This window comes from Citrobacter sp. RHB21-C05, from assembly GCF_013889015.1.
GTDB lineage: Bacteria > Pseudomonadota > Gammaproteobacteria > Enterobacterales > Enterobacteriaceae > Citrobacter_A > Citrobacter_A sedlakii.
Map to the genome: position 1 here is coordinate 4,336,378 of NZ_CP057611.1, position 23,920 is coordinate 4,360,297.

The window sequence follows — 23,920 nt, forward strand, 5'->3', positions numbered from 1 at the left end:
CGACGCGCCCTGTCCGGCCTACGCCGGCTCCGCAGAACCGGCGTACCGCACGCAAAACCGCTGCTTACGCCGGTAAGCATAGACATCCTCTACATGCCCTTCCCGTATACGCGTCTGTAACGCTCGCCAGTAGTCGGCGCGAAACAGGTCGGCATGCATCTCTTCAAACAACGGACCGATGCGCGGATCGGCGCACAGCCAGTGGCGAAATTCTTCCGGAAACACATCGCCCGGCGATACGCTGTACCAGGGTTCGGCGCTCAACTCATCTTCCGGATACCGCGCTTGCGGGATATCGCGGAAATTGACCTCTGTCATGTAGCAAATCTCATCGTAGTCGTAAAACACCACGCGGCCATGACGGGTAACGCCAAAGTTTTTAAACAGCATGTCGCCGGGAAAAATATTGGCGGCGGCAAGCTGGCGAATGGCGTTGCCGTACTCCTCAATGGCGTCACGCAACTGCTGGCCATCAACCTGCTCAAGCCAGATATTCAGCGGTACCATTCGCCGTTCAATATACAAATGACGAATGATAATGTGATCGCCAAGGTCGGTGATTTTCTCCGGCGCTTCTTCACGCAATAGCGACAATAACGCCGGGTCGATTTGCCGTTTCTCCAGCACGAAGTTTTCAAACTCCTGGGTATCTGCCATACGCCCGACGCGATCGTGCTCTTTCACCAGTTGATAGCAGGCGCGAACATGGGCGGCAGACATCTCTTTTTGCGGGGCAAATTTATCTTTGATGATTTTGAAGACCCGGTCGAATCCCGGCAGGGTAAACACCAGCATCACCATCCCACGGATGCCCGGCGCTTCAATAAACTGTTCGTCGCAACTGCGCAAGTACAGTAAATACTCGCGATAACTTTCGGTCTTGGCGTGCTTCTGGCAGCCGATCGCCATATACAGTTCGGCGGTGGTTTTCCCCGGTAGGATCTCGCGTAACCACTCCACCAGCGCGGCGGGCAGCGGCGCGTACACCATGAAATAGGAGCGGGCGAAGCCAAACACGATGCTGGCTTCCGCCGTAGTGGTCAGGCAGGCGTCGACAAACAGTTCGCCTTCATCAGTGCGATGAATCGGCAGCAGGAACGGCAAAGTGCCCTCGGGCATGACCAGCTTACCCACCAGCCAGGCCGCCTTGTTGCGATAAAACAGTTCGTTCGCCACCTGCAAATGGCTACGGGATAACACATCCGCGCCAAAGGTTTCCGTCAGATGCAGGGTGATATAGCGAATATCACGACTTTTATTTTGCCACGGCAGACGCAGAGGGAGATCGCTGAGCACGCGCGTTAATAGCGGTTCCCAGCCGCGATCGGGAAAGAAATCTTTCGCCAGCGGGCGAGGAATGGTACGAAAGCGCCGCTCCGGCTGGGAGCTGAAGATAAACAGCCGCTCGGGGGTCAGCGAACGGTGATCGAATAACCGGCAGTAGACGGAGTTAAAAAAGCTCTCCGCTATCTCGAAGCGTGGATAGTCTGGTAACAGCCGGGTGTAGTGTTCTTTTACCCGCAGCAAAAAATCCGCATCGGTACTTTTGCCGTCGGTGATGCAGCGCAACTGTTCCACTACCAGACCAACATGGTGATCGTAAAGATGGATACGCTGTTTCATGGCCTGCTGAACCGCGTGCCAGTCAGCCTGTTCGAAGCGCTGCTGCGCCCCGGAAGTCACTTCCAGAAACCGACCATACTGGGCGTCAAAGCCTTGCAGAATGGTTTGTGCAATCAGTAATTCCAGGCCACGCGTCATCGCTTCTCCCCATCCTGCACATGATCATGCCAGATGGCGCATTCGCTTATCCGGCCTACAGGTTATCGTAGACCCGGTAAGCGCGCGCCACCGGACATCAGGTCATCAGAACTGCGACTCTTCTGTCGACCCGGTTAATGCGGTAACCGATGACGCGCCGCCCTGAATAATGGTGGTGACTTTATCGAAATAACCGGTACCCACTTCCTGCTGATGAGAAACAAAGGTATAGCCCTCTTTACCGGCGGCGAATTCCGGCTGCTGCACTTTCTCAACGTAGTGCTTCATGCCTTCGCCCTGCGCATAAGCATGTGCCAGATCGAACATGTTGAACCACATGCTGTGGATCCCGGCTAATGTGATGAACTGATATTTGTAGCCCATATCCGACAGTTGCTGCTGGAAGCTGGCGATGGTCGTATCATCCAGATTCTTCTGCCAGTTAAATGACGGCGAGCAGTTGTAGGCCAGCAGTTTGCCTGGATATTTGGCGTGGATGGCCTCGGCAAAGCGTTTCGCCAGCGCCAGATCCGGCGTGGAGGTTTCACACCACACCAGATCGGCATACGGGGCGTAGGCCAGACCACGACTGATTGCCTGCTCGATCCCTGCGCGGGTGCGGAAAAACCCTTCGCTGGTGCGCTCGCCGGTAATAAATTCGCTATCGTACGGATCGCAGTCGGAGGTAATCAAATCCGCCGCGTCGGCGTCAGTACGGGCAATCAGCAGCGTAGGCACGCCCATCACATCCGCCGCCAGACGCGCGGCAACCAGTTTCTGGATCGCTTCCTGCGTCGGCACCAGCACCTTGCCGCCCATGTGACCGCATTTCTTGACGGAAGCCAGCTGATCTTCAAAGTGAACGGCCGCTGCACCGGCTTCAATCATCGATTTCATCAGCTCAAACGCGTTTAACACGCCGCCAAAACCGGCTTCCGCATCCGCCACGATCGGCAGGAAGTAGTCCACATAGCGCGGATCGTTTGGTTCAATCCCGCTGGACCACTGGATCTGATCCGCACGACGAAACGTATTGTTGATCCGATCCACCACCGCCGGTACCGAGTTCGCCGGATACAGCGATTGATCCGGGTACATGCTGGAGGCCAGGTTAGCATCCGCCGCCACCTGCCAGCCTGACAGATAGACCGCCTCAATACCGGCTTTCGCCTGCTGCAGCGCCTGCCCACCGGTCAGCGCGCCGAGGCTGTTGATGTAACCTTTTTTCGCCTCACCATGCAGCAAGCGCCACATTTTCGCCGCGCCAAGCTGTGCCAGCGTGCATTCCGGATTGACCGAGCCGCGTAATTTCACCACTTCCTCCGCGCTATAAGGGCGACGAATGCCTTCCCAGCGCGGTTGTGTCCATTCTTTTTGTAATTCTTCAATTTGTTGGGTACGGGTTTTCATGTGCAGATGCTCCATATTGTTATGTGGTGAATTACGCCAGGAAGCGGTATCCCGGCAGGGTCAGGAAGTCGATTAACTCATCTGATGTGGTGATTTGCTCCATCAGGCGCGCAGCGTCATCGAAACGCCCGCTGCTGTAACGGTGCTCGCCCAGCTCGTCCTGGATCACCCGCATCTCTTCGGCCAGCATCTGGCGGAACAGCGCTTTGGTTACCGGCTTGCCGTTGCTGAGGGTTTTTTCGTGGTGGATCCACTGCCAGATGGAGGTGCGGGAAATTTCCGCCGTCGCCGCATCTTCCATCAGGCCGTAAATCGGTACGCAGCCGTTACCGGAGATCCATGCCTCGATGTACTGCACTGCCACGCGAATGTTGGCGCGCATCCCTTCTTCAGTACGCTCTCCTTCACACGGCGCCAGAAGCTGTTCGGCAGTGATTGGCGCATCCTCCTCACGGGTGACGAAAAGCTGGTTTTTGTTTTCACCCAGCACCTCGTTAAACACTGCCATTGCGGTATCCGCCAGCCCCGGATGTGCAATCCAGGTGCCGTCGTGGCCGTTTTTCGCCTCCAGCGCTTTATCCGCTTTTACCTTTTCGAGCACCTGATTATTACGCTCGGCATCTTTGCTCGGAATAAACGCCGCCATGCCGCCCATCGCGAACGCGCCGCGCTTGTGGCAAGTTTTTATCAGCAGGCGTGAGTAGGCGCTGAGGAAGGGTTTATCCATTGTCACCACCTGGCGGTCCGGCAGGACGCGATCCGGATGATTTTTCAACGTTTTGATATAGCTGAAGATATAATCCCAGCGGCCACAATTCAGACCAACAATGTGGTCACGCAGCGCGTGGAGGATTTCATCCATTTGAAAAACAGCAGGCAGCGTTTCTATGAGCAGAGTCGCTTTAATGGTGCCGCGTGGCAGATTGAAGCGATCTTCTGCGTAGCTAAAGACTTCACTCCACCATGCCGCTTCTTGCCAGGCCTGCGTTTTCGGCAAATAGAAGTAGGGGCCGCTGCCTTTGGCCAGCAACGCCTGATAGTTGTGGAAGAAATAGAGCGCAAAGTCGAACAGGCTGCCTGGGATCGCCTCGCCGCGCCAGGTGACGTGTTTTTCCGGCAAATGCAGACCGCGAACGCGGCAGATGAGTAACGCCGGATCGGGCTTGAGTTGGTAAATTTTACCGGCTTCGTTGGTGTAGCTGATGGTGCCATTGACCGCGTCGCGCAGGTTAATATGTCCGTCGATCACTTTGCTCCATTCCGGCGCCAGTGAATCCTCAAAATCGGCCATAAACACCTTCACGTTGGCATTCAGGGCATTAATAACCATCTTGCGCTCAACCGGTCCGGTGATCTCAACGCGTCGATCCTGTAAATCCGCCGGGATGCCGCGAATCGTCCAGTCACCCTCACGAATGGAAGTAGTTTCCGAAATAAAATCTGGCAGATTACCGTTGTCAATATCCTGCTGTTGCTGGATGCGCGCCGCGAGCAGCTTGTTGCGTTTGGGCGTGAAACGCGTCACCAGTTCAGTCAGAAAAGCCACTGCTTCTTCGGTGAGGATTTGCTTCTCCGGCTCGCCATACGGCCTGGTGAAGGTCAATTCATCGGTGGTCGTCGCCTGTTGATTCATTCTTAAGCTCCTCGTCATGGATCACATTACATTCCCAATGCGAACGAAGGATCGTTGTGCGCTTTTCGTTCAGCACAACTAAGACTACTCAATTAAATTTCAAAATCAAAAACAATTTCCATTTTTAATTTAATTATAAAGTAACTTATTGATAACATTAATAATAAAGTTTAATTACAAGATGAAGTGAATTTCGGAAATAAAAAAGGCACCCGAAGGTGCCTGATGCAAGCTGCTGAAACGCTTTAGGATCGTCAGCGGCAGAAGATTAATCCAGTGTTGGATTCATGTGACGCAGATCGTACGGGGTAATCTGATAGACGTAATAGTTGAGCCAGTTGGTAAACAGTAAATTTCCATGGCTTCGCCAGGTGGCGCGCGGTTTGTTTTGCGGATCGTTTTTAGGGAAGTAATTATACGGTACGTCCGGATTCAGCCCGGCTTCAACATCACGAAAATATTCGCTGGCAAGCGTGTGCGCATCGTATTCCGGATGGCCGGTCACAAAGGCAATGCGTTTATCTTTGCTGGCAAAAAGATAGGCGTCTCCATCCTCTGTTTCTGCGAGGATCTCGAGATCGGTATAGTCACGAATCAGCGCCGCCGGAAAGTCAGCATAGCGCGAGTGCGGCGCAAGGAAGGAATCATCAAAACCGCGCGTCAGCAAGGCATGGGGATGCAAGATGTGATGTTCATAGACGCCAGACAGTTTATCGGCGCGAGTTTGCTTGGGAATACCGTAAAGGATGTTAAGCGCAGCCTGTACCGCCCAACAGACAAACAGTGTCGAGGTCACATGATCTTTCGCCCATTCCAGAACCTGTTTGATCTGCGGCCAGTAAGCGACATCGTTAAACTCAACCAGCCCCAGCGGTGCGCCAGTGACAATCAGTCCATCGAAGTTGTGATCGCAGATATCTTCAAAGTTGCAATAAAAGTTATTCAGATGCTCTGCTGGCGTGTTGCGCGACTCACGCGCGTCGATCCTGAGCAACTGGATATCCACCTGCAGCGGCGAATTGGAAAGCAGGCGCAGGAACTGATTTTCAGTTTCGATTTTCTTCGGCATCAGGTTGAGGATAAGTACCTTCAGCGGACGAATTTCCTGACCTGACGCGCGGGAAGACGTCATCACAAAGACGTTTTCCTCACGCAAGAAATTGACGGCGGGTAGCTCGTCCTGCACGCGAATCGGCATAACCTGATAACCTCACAACATACGTTTATACGTTTAGACATCCAGATAGCCGAAGATACCGAGAAATCGGCAAAATGTCGAGCCTGCATGTTGAAGGTGAGAAAGTTTCACGTCGGTAAGTGCGTTAGACTATAAGCATGAAGAAAAGGAGAAAGTATGGTTATTAACATTCGCCGATCGCGACATGATGATGGGGATAAGTTGGTCAAAATCTGGTGTCGTTCAGTCGATGCCACGCATGATTTTCTGTCAAAAGCGTATCGAGCCGAGCTTGAGGAACTGGTGAAATCATTTCTGCCAGAAGCGCCGTTATGGGTGGCCGTCGATGAAAAGGATGTCCCTGTGGCCTTTATGCTGCTGACCGGTGAACATATGGATGCGCTGTTTGTGGATCCAGACGTTCGCGGATGTGGAATTGGAAAATTATTGATTGAACAAGCACTTACACTGGCCCCGGAGCTCACAACCAATGTTAACGAACAGAATGCGCAGGCAGTGGGATTCTATAAAAAAATGGGGTTTACAGTAACGGGCCGTTCAGAAGTGGACGATCTGGGAAAACCGTACCCGTTATTGAATTTAGTGTATCGATAGGTCAGATCGCGTTGGATGGTGTAGACCAGCGCCAGAAACGCAAAAAGCCCATCCGTCAGGATGGGCTTTCACTTGTTTGATGCCTGGCAGTTCCCTACTCTCGCATGGGGAGACCCCACACTACCATCGGCGCTACGGCGTTTCACTTCTGAGTTCGGCATGGGGTCAGGTGGGACCACCGCGCTACGGCCGCCAGGCAAATTCTTTGTGCTCTGTACGCAATACTTTATCGCATCAGCAGCGCTGGCTGCGCAAACTATTGCGTACTTAACTCTGAATCAATGCTGAAAATCTCTCAATTCCGCCAAAACATCTTCGGCGTTGTAAGGTTAAGCCTCACGGTTCATTAGTACCGGTTAGCTCAACGCATCGCTGCGCTTACACACCCGGCCTATCAACGTCGTCGTCTTCAACGTTCCTTCAGGAGACTTATAGTCTCAGGGAGAACTCATCTCGGGGCAAGTTTCGTGCTTAGATGCTTTCAGCACTTATCTCTTCCGCATTTAGCTACCGGGCAGTGCCATTGGCATGACAACCCGAACACCAGTGATGCGTCCACTCCGGTCCTCTCGTACTAGGAGCAGCCCCCCTCAGTTCTCCAGCGCCCACGGCAGATAGGGACCGAACTGTCTCACGACGTTCTAAACCCAGCTCGCGTACCACTTTAAATGGCGAACAGCCATACCCTTGGGACCTACTTCAGCCCCAGGATGTGATGAGCCGACATCGAGGTGCCAAACACCGCCGTCGATATGAACTCTTGGGCGGTATCAGCCTGTTATCCCCGGAGTACCTTTTATCCGTTGAGCGATGGCCCTTCCATTCAGAACCACCGGATCACTATGACCTGCTTTCGCACCTGCTCGCGCCGTCACGCTCGCAGTCAAGCTGGCTTATGCCATTGCACTAACCTCCTGATGTCCGACCAGGATTAGCCAACCTTCGTGCTCCTCCGTTACTCTTTAGGAGGAGACCGCCCCAGTCAAACTACCCACCAGACACTGTCCGCAACCCGGATTACGGGCCCACGTTAGAACACCAGCCATTAAAGGGTGGTATTTCAAGGGCGGCTCCACGCAGACTGGCGTCCACGCTTCAAAGCCTCCCACCTATCCTACACATCAAGGACCAGTGTTCAGTGTCAAGCTATAGTAAAGGTTCACGGGGTCTTTCCGTCTTGCCGCGGGTACACTGCATCTTCACAGCGAGTTCAATTTCACTGAGTCTCGGGTGGAGACAGCCTGGCCATCATTACGCCATTCGTGCAGGTCGGAACTTACCCGACAAGGAATTTCGCTACCTTAGGACCGTTATAGTTACGGCCGCCGTTTACCGGGGCTTCGATCAAGAGCTTCTCCTTACGGATAACCCCATCAATTAACCTTCCGGCACCGGGCAGGCGTCACACCGTATACGTCCACTTTCGTGTTTGCACAGTGCTGTGTTTTTAATAAACAGTTGCAGCCAGCTGGTATCTTCGACTGATTTCAGCTCCATGAGTAAATCACTTCACCTACATATCAGCGTGCCTTCTCCCGAAGTTACGGCACCATTTTGCCTAGTTCCTTCACCCGAGTTCTCTCAAGCGCCTTGGTATTCTCTACCTGACCACCTGTGTCGGTTTGGGGTACGATTTCGTGTTACCTGATGCTTAGAGGCTTTTCCTGGAAGCAGGGCATTTGTCACTTCAGCACCGTAGTGCCTCGTCATCACGCCTCAGTGTTAAAGTGAACCGGATTTACCTGGAACACACACCTACACGCTTAAACCGGGACAACCGTCGCCCGGCCGACATAGCCTTCTCCGTCCCCCCTTCGCAGTAACACCAAGTACAGGAATATTAACCTGTTTCCCATCGACTACGCCTTTCGGCCTCGCCTTAGGGGTCGACTCACCCTGCCCCGATTAACGTTGGACAGGAACCCTTGGTCTTCCGGCGAGCGGGCTTTTCACCCGCTTTATCGTTACTTATGTCAGCATTCGCACTTCTGATACCTCCAGCATGCCTCACGACACACCTTCAACGGCTTACAGAACGCTCCCCTACCCAACAACACATAGTGTCGCTGCCGCAGCTTCGGTGCATGGTTTAGCCCCGTTACATCTTCCGCGCAGGCCGACTCGACCAGTGAGCTATTACGCTTTCTTTAAATGATGGCTGCTTCTAAGCCAACATCCTGGCTGTCTGAGCCTTCCCACATCGTTTCCCACTTAACCATGACTTTGGGACCTTAGCTGGCGGTCTGGGTTGTTTCCCTCTTCACGACGGACGTTAGCACCCGCCGTGTGTCTCCCGTGATAACATTCTCCGGTATTCGCAGTTTGCATCGGGTTGGTAAGCCGGGATGGCCCCCTAGCCGAAACAGTGCTCTACCCCCGGAGATGAGTTCACGAGGCGCTACCTAAATAGCTTTCGGGGAGAACCAGCTATCTCCCGGTTTGATTGGCCTTTCACCCCCAGCCACAGGTCATCCGCTAATTTTTCAACATTAGTCGGTTCGGTCCTCCAGTTAGTGTTACCCAACCTTCAACCTGCCCATGGCTAGATCACCGGGTTTCGGGTCTATACCCTGCAACTTAACGCCCAGTTAAGACTCGGTTTCCCTGCGGCTCCCCTATTCGGTTAACCTTGCTACAGAATATAAGTCGCTGACCCATTATACAAAAGGTACGCAGTCACCCCATAAAGAGGCTCCCACTGCTTGTACGTACACGGTTTCAGGTTCTTTTTCACTCCCCTCGCCGGGGTTCTTTTCGCCTTTCCCTCACGGTACTGGTTCACTATCGGTCAGTCAGGAGTATTTAGCCTTGGAGGATGGTCCCCCCATATTCAGACAGGATACCACGTGTCCCGCCCTACTCATCGAGCTCACAACCGGTGTGGTTTTGTGTACGGGGCTGTCACCCTGTATCGCGTGCCTTTCCAGACACTTCCACTACCACACTGGCTGATTCAGGCTCTGGGCTGCTCCCCGTTCGCTCGCCGCTACTGGGGGAATCTCGGTTGATTTCTTTTCCTCGGGGTACTTAGATGTTTCAGTTCCCCCGGTTCGCCTCGTTAACCTATGTATTCAGTTAACGATAGTGTGACGAATCACACTGGGTTTCCCCATTCGGACATCGCCGGGTCAAAGGTTCATATCACCTCGCCGACGCTTTTCGCAGATTAGCACGTCCTTCATCGCCTCTGACTGCCAGGGCATCCACCGTGTACGCTTGGTCGCTTAACCTCACAACCCGAAGATGTTTCACTTCTGATTGCGATAATTGAGAGACTCACGAACAACTTTCGTTGTTCTGTGTTTCAATTTTCAGCTTGATCCAGATTTTTAAAGAGCAAATATCTCAAACATGACTCGTAAGTCAGTTTTGAGATATAACGGCCGGCGACTTTCACTCACACAAACCAGCAAGTGGCGTCCCCTAGGGGATTCGAACCCCTGTTACCGCCGTGAAAGGGCGGTGTCCTGGGCCTCTAGACGAAGGGGACACAAAGTCTCAATCGCAAGACGCCTTGCTTCTCTACATCTATCAGACAATCTGTGTGGACACTACAAAGGCAGGTTCTTTAAGGTAAGGAGGTGATCCAACCGCAGGTTCCCCTACGGTTACCTTGTTACGACTTCACCCCAGTCATGAATCACAAAGTGGTAAGCGCCCTCCCGAAGGTTAAGCTACCTACTTCTTTTGCAACCCACTCCCATGGTGTGACGGGCGGTGTGTACAAGGCCCGGGAACGTATTCACCGTGGCATTCTGATCCACGATTACTAGCGATTCCGACTTCATGGAGTCGAGTTGCAGACTCCAATCCGGACTACGACATACTTTATGAGGTCCGCTTGCTCTCGCGAGGTCGCTTCTCTTTGTATATGCCATTGTAGCACGTGTGTAGCCCTGGTCGTAAGGGCCATGATGACTTGACGTCATCCCCACCTTCCTCCAGTTTATCACTGGCAGTCTCCTTTGAGTTCCCGGCCGGACCGCTGGCAACAAAGGATAAGGGTTGCGCTCGTTGCGGGACTTAACCCAACATTTCACAACACGAGCTGACGACAGCCATGCAGCACCTGTCTCACGGTTCCCGAAGGCACAACCGCATCTCTGCAGTCTTCCGTGGATGTCAAGACCAGGTAAGGTTCTTCGCGTTGCATCGAATTAAACCACATGCTCCACCGCTTGTGCGGGCCCCCGTCAATTCATTTGAGTTTTAACCTTGCGGCCGTACTCCCCAGGCGGTCTACTTAACGCGTTAGCTCCGGAAGCCACGCCTCAAGGGCACAGCCTCCAAGTAGACATCGTTTACGGCGTGGACTACCAGGGTATCTAATCCTGTTTGCTCCCCACGCTTTCGCACCTGAGCGTCAGTCTTCGTCCAGGGGGCCGCCTTCGCCACCGGTATTCCTCCAGATCTCTACGCATTTCACCGCTACACCTGGAATTCTACCCCCCTCTACGAGACTCAAGCCTGCCAGTTTCGAATGCAGTTCCCAGGTTGAGCCCGGGGATTTCACATCCGACTTGACAGACCGCCTGCGTGCGCTTTACGCCCAGTAATTCCGATTAACGCTTGCACCCTCCGTATTACCGCGGCTGCTGGCACGGAGTTAGCCGGTGCTTCTTCTGCGGGTAACGTCAATGACTGCGGTTATTAACCACAATCCCTTCCTCCCCGCTGAAAGTACTTTACAACCCGAAGGCCTTCTTCATACACGCGGCATGGCTGCATCAGGCTTGCGCCCATTGTGCAATATTCCCCACTGCTGCCTCCCGTAGGAGTCTGGACCGTGTCTCAGTTCCAGTGTGGCTGGTCATCCTCTCAGACCAGCTAGGGATCGTCGCCTTGGTGAGCCGTTACCTCACCAACAAGCTAATCCCATCTGGGCACATCCGGTGGCAAGAGGCCCGAAGGTCCCCCTCTTTGGTCTTGCGACGTTATGCGGTATTAGCTACCGTTTCCAGTAGTTATCCCCCTCCACCGGGCAGTTTCCCAGACATTACTCACCCGTCCGCCACTCGTCAGCAAAGCAGCAAGCTGCTTCCTGTTACCGTTCGACTTGCATGTGTTAGGCCTGCCGCCAGCGTTCAATCTGAGCCATGATCAAACTCTTCAATTTAAGTTTGATGCTCGTGAATTAAACTTCGTAATGAATTACGTGTTCACTCTTCGAGACTTGGTATTCATTTTTCGTCTTGCGACGTTAAGAATCCATGTCACTTTGAGTGCCCACACAGATTGTCTGATAAATTGTTAAAGAGCAGTTGCGACGCGCTTCAGCGCTCTGTCGCGAGGTGGCGTATATTACGCTTTCCTCTTTCAGAGTCAACCCTGAATTTCAGGATTTTTCTCTTCAACCGGACCGGCTGTTTGTGTGAAGTGATTCACATCCGCCGTGTCGATGGAGGCGCATTATAGGGAGTTCCCGAGCATCCGCAACAGAAAAATTGCAGAAAAATGTCTGACTGCTGCATTCCCCAGCAAAACCCCGCCTTATACCCTTTTACACACAGACTTATCCACAAAGATGGCGATCTTTGCGTAGATCGTTCCTGCAATAAAGGATCTTCAACAATGGGAAAAGCGATGTCGAAATCGAAAAAGAAAAATTCGCGAGCGTTGCGCAAACGTTTTCGTTACAATGCCCCCGCAAAACAAGGATGCCCCATAAGGGGCGTTAGCTAAGTTTTTCGAGAAAGATTCAGCTAACGCTCTCTGTAATAGTCAAATCCAGGGGATTTACCATGCAACAACGTCGTCCAGTCCGCCGCGCTCTGCTCAGTGTTTCTGACAAGGCCGGTATCATCGAATTCGCCCAGGCACTTTCCGCACGTGGTGTGGAGCTGCTGTCGACAGGGGGCACTGCCCGTCTGTTAGCAGATAAAGGTCTGCCGGTGACCGAAGTTTCCGATTACACCGGTTTCCCGGAAATGATGGATGGACGCGTGAAGACCCTGCATCCTAAAGTCCACGGCGGCATTCTTGGCCGTCGCGGTCAGGATGATGGCATTATGGAACAACACGGTATCGCGCCTATTGATATGGTTGTGGTGAACCTGTATCCGTTCGCCCAGACCGTAGCCCGTGAAGGCTGCTCACTGGAAGACGCGGTTGAAAACATTGATATTGGCGGTCCGACCATGGTGCGCTCCGCCGCCAAGAATCATAAAGATGTCGCCATTGTGGTAAAGAGTAGCGACTACAACGCCATCATTAACGAAATGGATGCCAACGAAGGGTCACTGACCCTGAAGACGCGTTTCGACCTCGCCATCAAAGCCTTCGAACACACCGCCGCGTACGACAGTATGATTGCCAACTACTTTGGCAGTATGGTTCCGGCCTACCACGGCGAAAGTAAAGACGCCGCCGGTCGTTTCCCGCGTACCCTGAACCTGAACTTTATTAAAAAACAGGATATGCGTTACGGTGAGAACAGCCACCAGCAGGCCGCCTTCTATATAGAAGAAGAGATAAAAGAAGCGTCGGTCGCCACCGCTCAGCAGGTTCAGGGCAAAGCGCTTTCTTATAACAATATTGCCGACACCGACGCTGCGCTGGAATGTGTGAAAGAATTCAGCGAGCCGGCCTGCGTTATCGTCAAGCACGCCAACCCATGCGGCGTTGCCGTAAGCTCCTCTATTCTGGACGCTTACGATCGCGCCTATAAAACCGATCCGACCTCCGCGTTCGGCGGTATTATCGCCTTCAACCGCGAGCTGGATGCCGAAACTGCTCAGGCCATCATCTCCCGCCAGTTTGTTGAAGTGATCATCGCGCCATCGGCCTCTGAAGAAGCGCTGAAAATCACTTCTGCCAAACAGAACGTGCGCGTGCTGGTTTGCGGCCAGTGGGCAGAACGCGTGCCGGGTCTGGACTTCAAACGCGTAAACGGCGGTCTGCTGGTTCAGGATCGCGATCTGGGCATGGTGACGGAAGCCGACCTGCGCGTGGTGACCAGACGTCAGCCGAGTGAGCAGGAACTGCGTGACGCGCTGTTCTGCTGGAAAGTGGCGAAATTCGTGAAGTCTAACGCCATTGTTTATGCGAAAGAGAATATGACTATCGGCATTGGCGCAGGCCAGATGAGCCGCGTTTATTCCGCGAAAATCGCCGGGATTAAAGCAGGCGATGAAGGTCTGGAAGTCAAAGGTTCTGCAATGGCTTCTGACGCCTTCTTCCCGTTCCGCGATGGTATTGACGCCGCTGCCGCCGTGGGCGTGAGCTGCGTGATCCAGCCTGGCGGTTCTATCCGCGATGATGAAGTGATTGCCGCCGCCGACGAGCACGGTATCGCGATGATCTTCACCGACATGCGCCACTTCCGCCATTAATGGAGCAACAGATGAAAGTATTAGTGATTGGCAACGGCGGGCGCGAGCACGCGCTGGCGTGGAAAGCCGCTCAGTCGCCAAAAGTCGAAACCGTCTATGTTGCGCCGGGTAACGCCGGTACCGCGCTGGAACCCACGCTGCAGAATGTGGCAATCAGCGCTACCGATATTCCGGCGCTGCTGAATTTCGCCCAAAGCGAGAAGATCGATCTCACCATCGTCGGGCCGGAAGCGCCGTTAGTGATGGGGGTGGTGGATAGCTTCCGCGCCGCGGGTCTGAAAATCTTCGGGCCAACCGAAGGCGCCGCGCAGCTCGAAGGCTCCAAAGCCTTCACCAAAGATTTTCTCGCTCGTCATCACATCCCGACGGCGGAATACCAGAACTTCACCGACGTGGAGCCTGCTCTGGCTTACTTACGTGAAAAAGGCGCGCCAATTGTCATCAAGGCCGACGGTCTGGCCGCCGGGAAAGGCGTGATTGTCGCGATGACGCTCGAAGAGGCGGAAGCCGCGGTTCAGGATATGCTGGCAGGCAACGCTTTTGGCGACGCGGGTCACCGCATAGTGATCGAGGAATTTCTCGACGGGGAAGAAGCCAGCTTTATCGTGATGGTGGACGGCGAGCATGTACTGCCGATGGCAACCAGTCAGGATCATAAGCGCGTGGGCGATGGCGATACCGGCCTGAACACTGGCGGAATGGGTGCCTACTCGCCCGCGCCAGTGGTTACCGACGACGTTCATCAGCGCACCATGGAACGCATTATCTGGCCAACCGTAAAAGGGATGGCGGCGGAAGGCAATACGTATACCGGTTTCTTGTATGCGGGGCTGATGATCGACAAGCAGGGTAACCCGAAGGTCATTGAATTCAACTGCCGCTTTGGCGATCCGGAAACCCAGCCTATCATGCTGCGCATGAAGTCCGATCTGGTTGAACTGTGTCTGGCGGCCTGCGAAGGCAAACTGGACGCACAAAAATCCGAATGGGATAAGCGCGCTTCACTGGGCGTGGTGATGGCCGCGGGCGGATACCCGGGTGACTACCGCAACGGCGATGTGATCCACGGCCTGCCGCTGGAAGACGTGGCGGACGGTAAAGTCTTCCACGCCGGTACAAAACTGGCTGATGACGAGCAGGTCGTCACCAGCGGTGGTCGCGTTCTGTGCGTCACCGCACTCGGTGACACTGTTGCCGAAGCCCAGAAACGGGCGTATGCCTTAATGACCGACATCCGCTGGGACGACTGCTTCTGCCGTCACGACATCGGCTGGCGCGCCATTGAACGCGAGCAAAACTAACGCGACAGTTTTGCAAGCAGCGTTTTACGCGTAATCCCTAACTGACGGGCGGCTTCCGTTTTGTTGCCGCCCGTTTTTTCAAGCGCCGCCAGAATCACCTCTTTTTCAACCTCCACCAGCGGCTGAATGGTTTGCTCCTGCACAAGCGGGATCGGCTGTCCCGCAATTGTCAGCGGCAATTCACGTTCTGAAATGTACTCTCCCGTCAGCAACACCACGGCACGCTCAATGGCGTTTTCCAGTTCGCGGATATTCCCCGGCCAGGCGTAATGAATCAGCAGATCCATCGCCTGTGGCGTAAAGCCTTTCACCGCTTTGCGGTTACGTGCCGCAAAACGCTGAAGAAAATGTTCGGCTAACAGCGGAATGTCTTCCCGACGCTGACGCAGGGACGGCATTTCGATGGTTACCACGTTCAGCCGGTAGTAGAGATCCTGACGAAAGCGCCCGGCGCTGACTTCCTGCGCCAGATCCCGATGGGTGGCGGCGATCAGACGTACGTCAACCGTGAGCGTCTGGTTGCTGCCTACCCGCTGCACTTCACGCTCCTGGATTGCCCGCAGCAGACGCACCTGCATCATGGGCGAGATATCGCCGATCTCATCCAGAAACAGCGTACCGCCGTCGGCTTCGACAAAGCGGCCCTCGCGACGCTTGTCGGCGCCGGTAAACGCCCCCTTCTCATGCCCGAACAGTTCGGATTCCAGCAGGGACTCATTGAGCGCCGCACAGTTCAGCGTGACCAGCGGCTTGTCGCTGCGCGCGCTGCTGGCATGGAGCGCGCGCGCGACCAGCTCTTTGCCGGTACCGGAGTCACCATGAATCAGCACCGTCGCGTCGGATGGGGCAACCATTGCGATTTCGCTCAACAGCTGCTGCATTGCCGGGCTTTTTCCCACCATACCGAACTGGCTGGCGGAAACGGACGGCAGATCGCCCGGCGCCTCCTGCGCATGGGCCAGCGATTTCTCCAACGTCTCCTGTAGGCGGTCAAAATCCAGCGGTTTGATCAGGTAATCCAGCGCCCCGGTTTTTAACGCTTCCACCGCCGTCTCGACGCTGGAAAACGCCGTCATGATCAGTACCGGAATTGCCGGGTTAAGCGCTTTAATCTCTTTGAGCGTCTCAATACCATCCAGTTCCGCCATGCGCACATCGCACAATACCAGGTCAAAGACATGCTCGCGTATCTTCTCCAGCGCCGCCCGCCCGCTGTATGCCAGCGCGACGTTATAGCCCCAGCCGCGAAGCAGCGCCTGTAATATCGTGCAGTGGCTGACATCATCATCTACCACCAGAATGTCGATCGTTTCGCCCGTCATCCTTGTACTTCCTTCTGTTTTGCTTTTACCGGCAGCCAGAGGGTAAAGATAGCGCCTTTGCCCGCCGGGCTTTCTGCCTTGATCGTCCCACCATGCTGTTCAATGATGTTTTGCACTACCGCCAGGCCCAGCCCGGTGCCTTCGGCTTTTGTGGTGTAGTAAGGGGTAAAAATCGTCTCCAGCTGTTCCGGCGCAATCCCCTTCCCGCTGTCTGCAACGACAATCTTAACGCGATCGGCACCGCTCATGCTTATATCGACGTTAATCGTACCTTGCCTGTCGATGGCGTGTATCGCGTTCAGGTAAAGGTTTAACAACACCTGCGTCAACCTGTCCGGATCGGCCTGGATAAGCGGCAGGGCCGCATTGGGCGTAAACCGCAATTCAATCGCCCGACTCTGCGCGTCCTGGCTCACCAACTGCAGCGAATGGGTAATGACCGTATTGAGATCTACCGGCTGGAGCGTCAAATGAGCGGGCTTCACCAGCTCAAGTAGCTCGCTGACGACCCGGTTTAACCGGTCGGCCTCTTTCGCCATCACCTGCGCCAGCGCGTGCGCTTCACCGCCCGCCGGGGCGCGCTCGGCGAAATACCGCGCCAGCCCTTTAATGGATGACAGCGGATTGCGGATTTCATGCGCCACCCCCGCCGCCAGATGCCCAAGCGCCAGCAGTTTTTCCTGCCGGTTCATTTCGTCCTGAAGCAGTTGTCGCGAACGGAGATATCGCCGGTACCAGAAAAAGGCCAATAACGTCGCCAACAGCACTGTCGTTAAGGCGAAAAGCATGATCAGCATATTGCGCCACTCACGCGCCTGGGTGGTGGCTAACTCACTGGCGTCAAAGGCGATGAAAATCGTCTGCGGCGTGGAAGATATTCCGGCATTGCGCCCCTCGCAACGCGGCATGGCGCCCATGCCGTGTCGACCCGGCGAATGTAGTGGCTGGAACTGGCGGTAAATCTCCAGTGCGGGAACGGTTTCCCCCTGTTCATCCACGGCGTCAACAGAACGCCAGCGCGCGTCCTCACCGGGTTGCAAACGCTGTATCTCATCTGCCGCGTAAAGGGTTCCGCCCACCCGCGCAGGATCGCTGTGCATCAGGATATTTCCCTGCGCGTCCGTGACCGCAAACCAAAGCACGCCAGGCTGCCCCGCCATCTCTTCCAACAGGGTCTGCTGCTGGGCGTGATGCATGCGCATCCCCATCCCGACGCGCGTGCCCGACTCCAGCGCGCGAATCAGCACGCCGCCTTTTTCCAGTAGCGTCTGACGTGCAGAGTCACTTTCCCGGCCATAATCACGGATCACCGCGGCGGCGAATAGCCCGACCAGAATCAGAATGGCGACGGGCAGTATGCCGCTGAGCCATTTCGTAACCGTATCCTTGTGGTGTCGCATAATCCCCTTCGCTTTCACCCGTTATTAATCTCTCCCGATTCAGCAGAAATCATGCCACTTTTTACCGCGCATATCCCTGTTCAGGCACTCAACCCCGGCCCGAAACGAGTAAAAATGACGCGCGGGGTTATTCCGGCGGGTCATTTTTACTCGCTTTTTCGTGAGCGCGCTGACTCAGGCCGCCATTTCCGGGGCTCAGTCAGCTGGCACGGAAGATGCAATAAGGTGAGTGAGATGACCAACAGGAGGATAAATGATGAAACGGAATAACAAAGCAGGCCTGGCGATGATTGCGCTTTCGCTGATGGTTTTGGGCGCCAGCCCGGCGCTGGCACGGCATCACTGGGGTTATGGCGACGGAATGTGGCAGCAAAACGCCGCTCCGCTCACTGCGGAACAGCAAGCCGCCGCACAAAAAATCCATAATACGTACTACAACCAGGCCAACACACTGCGCCAGCAGCTTATGTCTAAACGTTATGAGTACAACGCGCTGCTCTCCACCAATCCCCCGGACAGCGCAAAGATCAACGCCGTCGCGAAAGAGATGACGTCGTTACGCCAGTCGCTGGACGATCTGCGGGTGAAACGCGATGTGGAGATGGCGGAAGCAGGCGTACCGCAGGGCGCGGGTATGGGCTACGGCGGCTGCGGAGGACGTGGCGGTCATATGGGGATGGGGCACTGGTAAAGCGTACAAGGCCGGATGGCGGCATTGACTTATCCGGCTCTGAAAGCGCACGCCGACTTGCGTCAGAACGTCTTCTCGGTCGGCTGCCAGCGACAGAAGTCAGAGTTTGCCACCAGCAACAGCTGTGACCCTTCGGGCGCTTCCAGCCACGCCACGCTTACGTCCATTGACGAGTGGCGCTGGCGGCGCTCGATATGATTCATTGCCCATGGCTCCAGATCGGGTTTCAGTGTTTCGCCTTCACAGGTGGTCACCGTACGCTCAGCGGCATGCCAGCGTCCCTGTCGCAACACCACACGCCCCAGGCGCAGTGCGTCGCTGGTCAGGCGAATCTGCCCCGCGCGATAGCGGTATAAGGCGATTTGATCGTTAGAAAGCTGCTGCTTATGTCCGTCGACTTCACGCTGCATAAAGCTCAGCTCACCGCGATCGTCAAACCGCACGCGGATATGCTCCGGCGGTTTGCTGTAAATATTGAGTTCAATCAGAGAGAGGGTTTCTCCCTGCCAGCGGTACTCGCTGGTGGTAGTACTGCCGTTACGCCACGGGCTAAACACCGAAAGCAGATGCACGCCGTCCGCTTCATCTTTACGCCAGATACGCACGGCCCCCTGATCGTCAGCGAATCCGCTGGCGGTAAAGGGCGGTGGAGAAGCGTTATGACTGCAGGCCGTCAGCAACAGCACGCCCGCCAGCGCCAGCGTACGACGCCAGACAGACAAAAGGGGCGACACCGCCCCTTCGTTAAAACTGTTCACAGCCACGCGGTCTTACTTAACAGCGTCTTTCAGTGCCTTACCAGAAACAAATGCCGGTACGTTAGCAGCGGCGATTTTGATTTCTTTACCGGTCTGCGGGTTGCGGCCAGTGCGCTCAGCACGGTGGTTCACTTTGAAGGTACCGAAACCAACCAGTTGTACAGCATCGCCTTCTTTCAGAGACTCAGTAATGGCAGCCAGAGTAGATTCCAGAGCAGCTTTAGCCTGGGTTTTGGACAGTTCTGCTTTGTCTGCAATTACATCAATCAGTTGAGTCTTGTTCATAAGTTATCCTTACAATGTGTTTATCGCTTGCTAAGCATCGAGTGCGACGGAAATGCCAGAAAAGCACTCTCCTGCATACACGCACCGATAGCCACTTTTTTTCGCCCTCCAAATGTAGACCAGACGGGGGGCGGAAGGGAAGCCTTCAGGCACGACAATTCAGACGTTAAATCACGTTTTCGTGTCTTATTGCTGAAAATTTATACCGATATTGCTCTCGCCAGCCTCACGCAGGTCTGCTCTGAGCCCTTTTATCAGTTCAATGTCGCGTTCTTCGCAGTCGGCTAAAAGTCGGAATATTTCCCACTGAATATCCCATTCCTGCTCAACCGCAGGGTTCTCTTTCAGCTCCTCATCGGTCATTTCGCGACCCGCCTGAGTCATTTCCAGCATCGCTACCGTGGTAATGGATGTCTTACTGACTTCAATGGCATGCTCAAGCGTTTCTCCGCTCAAACGAGAATGTACCAGTTCGCTCAACGCCACACAGGCGTCTATCGCCGGATAAACGCCATACAGGTCATAGTCGTCCGCGACCGGAATCGCCTCTTCGAATTTCTCCAGTTGGCTGTCGAAATTCACTTTCGCGTCTTTCACCGTCAGCGTTTCCCAGATGAGGTCGAGGATACGGCGATACACCTGACCGTCGCCAAAGTCCGTCTGTTTGCAGAACATGGCGTAGTTCGGATACATGCGCTCGCACAGGCAGGCCATAAACGTAACGTGCTGCCAGCTTTCCAGGCGTTCCAGACGCAGATGAATCGGGTTTTGTAACATGATGAATTCTCAAAACGGAAATTAGCCGCAGTGTACATTAATCAGGGCTGAATTTCCTGCCATCGCGTGAAGGCCGGACGCCCTGACGCAACGGCATCCGCCCAGCGAGTCGGCTCCGGCAGACGATAGCCTTTCATGCAGCGTTGCACCCACGCCAGCGCGCTGTCCAGCCCGACGCGATGCCCTGTCGCGATAAACAGCGGATTACACCGCGCCTTGCTGCGCCACACCCAGGCCAGCTGCTCGCCTTTGTCCATCAGCGGCGCCAGTGCGCCAGGCTCCGCGGAGAGCGGTTCAAACTTGCCGCACAGGCGTTTTTTCGCCACGCCAATAGTGGGCACGTCCACCAGCAGCCCAAAATGGCTGGCGACGCCGAGACGGCGCGGGTGTGAAACACCGTGACCGTCGACAAACAGCAGGTCGGGTTTTTGCGACAGTTGTTCCCACGCCGCGAGCAGCGCGGGGTATTCACGAAACGAGAGGAAGCCGGGGATATAAGGCATGGTGGTGGCGATACGCGCCACCTTGTATTCGACCAGCTCAAGAGAAGGGTATTTCAGCAAAACCATTGCTGCTCGCGTCACCTCTCCCCCCTGCTCAAACCCGACGTCTGCCCCGGCGATCAGATCCGGCGGATCGTTATCGAGCCGATCCTCGCGGATCACGGATGAAGCAAGGTCAAGTTGTTGAGCGCGTAGCGACGCGAGATCCATGGTTTCTCCTTAGCGGTGGTATTGCGCGGACAGTCGGTGTACGGCCTCCACAAATGCGCCAGCGTGTTCCGGCGGCACATCCTGATGGATGCCGTGGCCGAGGTTAAAGACGTGGCCTTCGCCCTGGCCGAAACCAGAAAGTATAGACGCCACTTCCTCTTCGATGCGGGCAGGCGGCGCATAAAGCATCGACGGGTCCATGTTGCCTTGCAGGGCGACCTTATGCCCGACGCGGCGACGCGCGTCGGCAATATCGGTGGTCCAGTCCAGTCCCAGCGCGTCACAGCCGGTTTCCGCCATCGCTTCCAGCCACTGTCCGCCGCCTTTGGTGAATAGTGTGACCGGCACGCGGCGACCGTCATTTTCGCGCAGCAGGCCATCGACAATTTTGTGCATGTAGTACAGTGAGAACTGCTGATAGTCGCGTCCGGTCAGCACGCCGCCCCAGGTATCGAAAATCATCACCGACTGGGCGCCCGCTTTGATTTGCGCGTTGAGATACAGCGTGACGCTTTTCGCCAGCTTATCGAGCAGCGCGTGCAGGGTATGCGGGTCGGCGTACATCATCTTCTTGATCACGGTGAAAGCCTTGCTGCTGCCGCCTTCCACCATGTAGGTCGCCAGCGTCCACGGGCTACCGGAGAAGCCGATGAGCGGGACCTCGCCTTTCAGTTCACGGCGAATCGTACGCACGGCGTTCATCACGTAGCCCAGCTCGTCTTCCGGATCGGGAATGGGGAGTTTGTCGACGTCAGCCTTACAGGCGACCGGCGAAGTAAAACGTGGGCCTTCTCCGGCTTCAAAGTAAAGGCCCAGCCCCATCGCATCCGGAATGGTCAGAATGTCCGAAAAGAGGATCGCCGCATCCAGCGGATAACGGCGCAGCGGCTGGAGCGTGACTTCGCAGGCCAGCTCGGCGTTTTTGCACAGGGACATAAAATCGCCTGCCTGGGCGCGGGTCGCTTTATACTCCGGTAAATAACGGCCAGCCTGGCGCATCATCCATACCGGGGTGACATCAACGGGCTGGCGCAGCAGCGCACGCAGATAACGATCGTTTTTCAGTTCGGTCATTTTGCAGTTCCTTATTGCGTCAGTCCGTCAGTTTACCATGTCATTCATATTCAGCCCGACATATTGCCACCGTATCTTCGATCAGACGCCGCGCGACGGTGCCTGGCGGCGGCAAAAGCGGTAAATCGTCGTAGCGATACCAGTCCGCTTCCAGCAACTCTTTTGGATCGATGACAATCTCGCCGCTGTCGTATTCCGCCATAAACGCGGTCATCAACGACATCGGGAACGGCCACGGCTGCGAGGTCACGTAGCGCAGATTTTTCACGGTAATCCCGCTCTCTTCCATCACTTCGCGCGCGACAGCCTGTTCCAGCGTTTCGCCCACCTCCACGAACCCGGCGAGCACGGTATGAATGCCATTGCGATGGCGGGTATGTTGGGCGAGCAGAAGGGTGTCATCACGACGAATGGCGACAATAATACAGGGGGCGATTTGTGGATAGTAGCGTTCACGGCAGTGGCGACACAGCATTGCCCATTCGGTTTTACTCGGGTGCATAGGGTGACCGCAGTAGCCGCAGAATTTGTGCGAGCGGAAGAACTCCGCCAGCTGCACGCCCCGCCCCGCCAGTTGAAACAAGCCGACATCCTGATCGATAACCTGGCGGACTGACCCCATATCGTGACGACGCTGCTGCTGTATCAACCAGACAGGCTCACCTTCCCATTCGCCAATGTGTAATGCGCGCTGTCCCACAAGATCGAAATTTGCCGCGTCGCCGTGTGGCAATTCCCCATGGGGCAACCATAATTTTTGTTCATGACTGACGATCCACCAGCCGTGATCCCATTTTTCAATAATACGATCCATAGCTCTTGCACTACCTTTGCGTCACTGGCATGTTGATAACATTATTTTTACATTTCTGGGTAAGCAGTTTTAACTCTACACTTGCGGAGTCAATCATGTTAAACCAGCTGGAAAACCTGACGGAACGCGTCGGTGGAAGTAATAAACTGGTTGATCGCTGGCTACATGTACGTAAGCATCTGCTCGTGGCTTACTACAATCTGGTTGGCATTAAGCCTGGCAAAGAATCGTACATGCGGTTGAATGAAAAAGCGCTGGATGATTTTTGTCAGAGCCTGGTCGATTACCTTTCCGCCGGACACTTCAGTATTTATGAACGTATTCTGCATAAATTGGAAGGGAACGGTCAGCTTTTAAACGCGACCAAAATCTGGCCACAGCTGGAAGCCAATACCCAGCAGATCATGAACTACTATGATTCCACTCTCGAGACCGCCATCGATCATGACAATTGCTATGAATTTCAACAGGCGCTGTCGGATATCGGCGAAGCGCTGGAAGCACGCTTTGTTCTCGAAGATAAGCTGATTATGCTGGTATTTGACGCCATGCATGACCACGCCAGAATTAAACGACCTGCTTGAGTTCTGCGCAATTAACGAGTAGGTTAAAAACGTCCCCCTCTCCGGAGGGGATGTCATCTTGTCGGAGTGCCTGATTTCCACAACGTATCCGCGATGCCAGAAGGTAACGCAAAGAATGAAGTGGAAAAGGCTGAGACCGTTAATTCGGGATCCGCGGAACCTGATCAGGTTAAGACCTGCGAAGGGAACAAGAGTAATTCTGCATCATGCACCTGCCCGCAAGGGCGGCGCACATCCATTACTCCATCCGTCGTCTGACAAGCCACGTCCTTAA

17 protein-coding genes, 1 tRNA gene, 3 rRNA genes and 1 riboswitch are annotated in these 23,920 nt (G+C 54.8%); of the genes, 5 read left to right on the plus strand and 16 right to left on the minus strand.

The window, feature by feature from the left end:
- Positions 1-18: 18 nt before the first annotated feature.
- From aceK to metA, 4 genes are all read right to left on the minus strand, one after another.
- Positions 19-1,761 (minus strand): bifunctional isocitrate dehydrogenase kinase/phosphatase, encoded by a 1,743-nt coding sequence (aceK, locus tag HVX72_RS20615; protein ID WP_060570438.1) that lies wholly within the window; start codon positions 1,759-1,761, stop codon positions 19-21.
- 105 nt (positions 1,762-1,866) lie between these two features.
- Positions 1,867-3,171, minus strand: a complete 1,305-nt coding sequence (gene aceA / locus HVX72_RS20620; protein ID WP_060570439.1) for an isocitrate lyase — start codon at positions 3,169-3,171, stop codon at positions 1,867-1,869.
- Between the two features lie 31 nt (positions 3,172-3,202).
- Entirely contained in the window at positions 3,203-4,804 is a 1,602-nt protein-coding gene (aceB, locus tag HVX72_RS20625; protein ID WP_181822194.1) for a malate synthase A, read from the minus strand.
- Positions 4,805-5,072: 268 nt separating this feature from the next.
- Positions 5,073-6,002 (minus strand): homoserine O-succinyltransferase, encoded by a 930-nt coding sequence (gene metA, locus HVX72_RS20630; protein WP_042291319.1) that lies wholly within the window; start codon positions 6,000-6,002, stop codon positions 5,073-5,075.
- A 156-nt stretch (positions 6,003-6,158) separates the two neighbouring features.
- Here metA and HVX72_RS20635 point away from each other — a divergent pair, with 156 nt between their 5' ends.
- A complete protein-coding gene (locus tag HVX72_RS20635) occupies positions 6,159-6,596 on the plus strand; it encodes an acetyltransferase (RefSeq protein WP_181822195.1) in 438 nt (145 codons plus the stop codon).
- 81 nt (positions 6,597-6,677) lie between these two features.
- Here HVX72_RS20635 and rrf read toward each other — a convergent pair.
- From rrf to HVX72_RS20655, 4 genes are all read right to left on the minus strand, one after another.
- Positions 6,678-6,793, minus strand: a 5S ribosomal RNA gene (gene rrf, locus HVX72_RS20640).
- A gap of 128 nt (positions 6,794-6,921) precedes the next feature.
- Positions 6,922-9,826, minus strand: a 23S ribosomal RNA gene (locus HVX72_RS20645).
- A gap of 184 nt (positions 9,827-10,010) precedes the next feature.
- Positions 10,011-10,086 (minus strand) — tRNA-Glu (locus HVX72_RS20650).
- A gap of 84 nt (positions 10,087-10,170) precedes the next feature.
- Positions 10,171-11,712: ribosomal RNA gene (locus HVX72_RS20655) — 16S ribosomal RNA — on the minus strand.
- Together the 16S, 23S and 5S rRNA genes with 1 tRNA gene alongside form the textbook arrangement of a ribosomal RNA operon.
- 625 nt (positions 11,713-12,337) lie before the next feature.
- On the opposite strand from HVX72_RS20655, the gene purH reads away from it, so the two are divergent.
- Entirely contained in the window at positions 12,338-13,927 is a 1,590-nt protein-coding gene (gene purH, locus HVX72_RS20660) for a bifunctional phosphoribosylaminoimidazolecarboxamide formyltransferase/IMP cyclohydrolase (protein ID WP_181822196.1), read from the plus strand.
- Positions 13,928-13,938: 11 nt separating this feature from the next.
- The gene (gene purD, locus HVX72_RS20665; protein WP_181822197.1) at positions 13,939-15,228 is read left to right on the plus strand and encodes a phosphoribosylamine--glycine ligase; all 1,290 of its coding nucleotides are present in this window, start codon (positions 13,939-13,941) and stop codon (positions 15,226-15,228) included.
- Here purD and zraR read toward each other — a convergent pair.
- Both zraR and zraS read right to left on the minus strand, forming a co-directional pair.
- A complete protein-coding gene (gene zraR / locus HVX72_RS20670; RefSeq protein WP_042292990.1) occupies positions 15,225-16,550 on the minus strand; it encodes a sigma-54-dependent response regulator transcription factor ZraR in 1,326 nt (441 codons plus the stop codon). The two genes, purD and zraR, sit on opposite strands and share 4 nt — an antisense overlap.
- Entirely contained in the window at positions 16,547-17,950 is a 1,404-nt protein-coding gene (gene zraS, locus HVX72_RS20675) for a two-component system sensor histidine kinase ZraS (protein ID WP_181822198.1), read from the minus strand. Before zraS ends, zraR begins: the two co-directional genes overlap by 4 nt.
- A gap of 256 nt (positions 17,951-18,206) precedes the next feature.
- Here zraS and zraP point away from each other — a divergent pair, with 256 nt between their 5' ends.
- On the plus strand, positions 18,207-18,641 hold the full coding sequence (gene zraP / locus HVX72_RS20680) for a zinc resistance sensor/chaperone ZraP (RefSeq protein ID WP_060569365.1): 435 nt from the start codon (positions 18,207-18,209) through the stop codon (positions 18,639-18,641).
- A gap of 62 nt (positions 18,642-18,703) precedes the next feature.
- Here zraP and HVX72_RS20685 read toward each other — a convergent pair whose 3' ends face one another.
- The 6 genes from HVX72_RS20685 to nudC all read right to left on the minus strand — a co-directional run bounded on the left by HVX72_RS20685 (position 18,704) and on the right by nudC (position 23,062).
- Positions 18,704-19,399, minus strand: coding sequence for a DUF1481 domain-containing protein (locus HVX72_RS20685; RefSeq protein WP_181823307.1), 696 nt, complete (start codon positions 19,397-19,399; stop codon positions 18,704-18,706).
- Between the two features lie 12 nt (positions 19,400-19,411).
- Positions 19,412-19,684, minus strand: coding sequence for a nucleoid-associated protein HU-alpha (hupA, locus tag HVX72_RS20690; protein ID WP_001044509.1), 273 nt, complete (start codon positions 19,682-19,684; stop codon positions 19,412-19,414).
- 186 nt (positions 19,685-19,870) lie between these two features.
- Positions 19,871-20,461 carry a YjaG family protein gene (locus HVX72_RS20695; RefSeq protein WP_042292998.1) on the minus strand — a complete coding sequence of 197 codons (591 nt, stop codon included), beginning with the start codon at positions 20,459-20,461 and terminating at the stop codon, positions 19,871-19,873.
- A gap of 41 nt (positions 20,462-20,502) precedes the next feature.
- Entirely contained in the window at positions 20,503-21,174 is a 672-nt protein-coding gene (gene nfi / locus HVX72_RS20700; RefSeq protein WP_042293000.1) for a deoxyribonuclease V, read from the minus strand.
- Positions 21,175-21,183: 9 nt separating this feature from the next.
- Positions 21,184-22,248: a uroporphyrinogen decarboxylase gene (gene hemE, locus HVX72_RS20705; protein WP_042293003.1), complete on the minus strand. Its 1,065-nt coding sequence runs from the start codon at positions 22,246-22,248 to the stop codon at positions 21,184-21,186.
- Positions 22,249-22,288: 40 nt separating this feature from the next.
- The gene (gene nudC / locus HVX72_RS20710; protein WP_060569358.1) at positions 22,289-23,062 is read right to left on the minus strand and encodes an NAD(+) diphosphatase; all 774 of its coding nucleotides are present in this window, start codon (positions 23,060-23,062) and stop codon (positions 22,289-22,291) included.
- A 95-nt stretch (positions 23,063-23,157) separates the two neighbouring features.
- Between nudC and HVX72_RS20715 the strand changes: the two genes are divergently transcribed.
- Positions 23,158-23,646, plus strand: a complete 489-nt coding sequence (locus tag HVX72_RS20715) for an Rsd/AlgQ family anti-sigma factor (protein ID WP_042293006.1) — start codon at positions 23,158-23,160, stop codon at positions 23,644-23,646.
- A 52-nt stretch (positions 23,647-23,698) separates the two neighbouring features.
- Positions 23,699-23,850, plus strand: a riboswitch (TPP riboswitch).
- Positions 23,851-23,920: the final 70 nt, after the last annotated feature.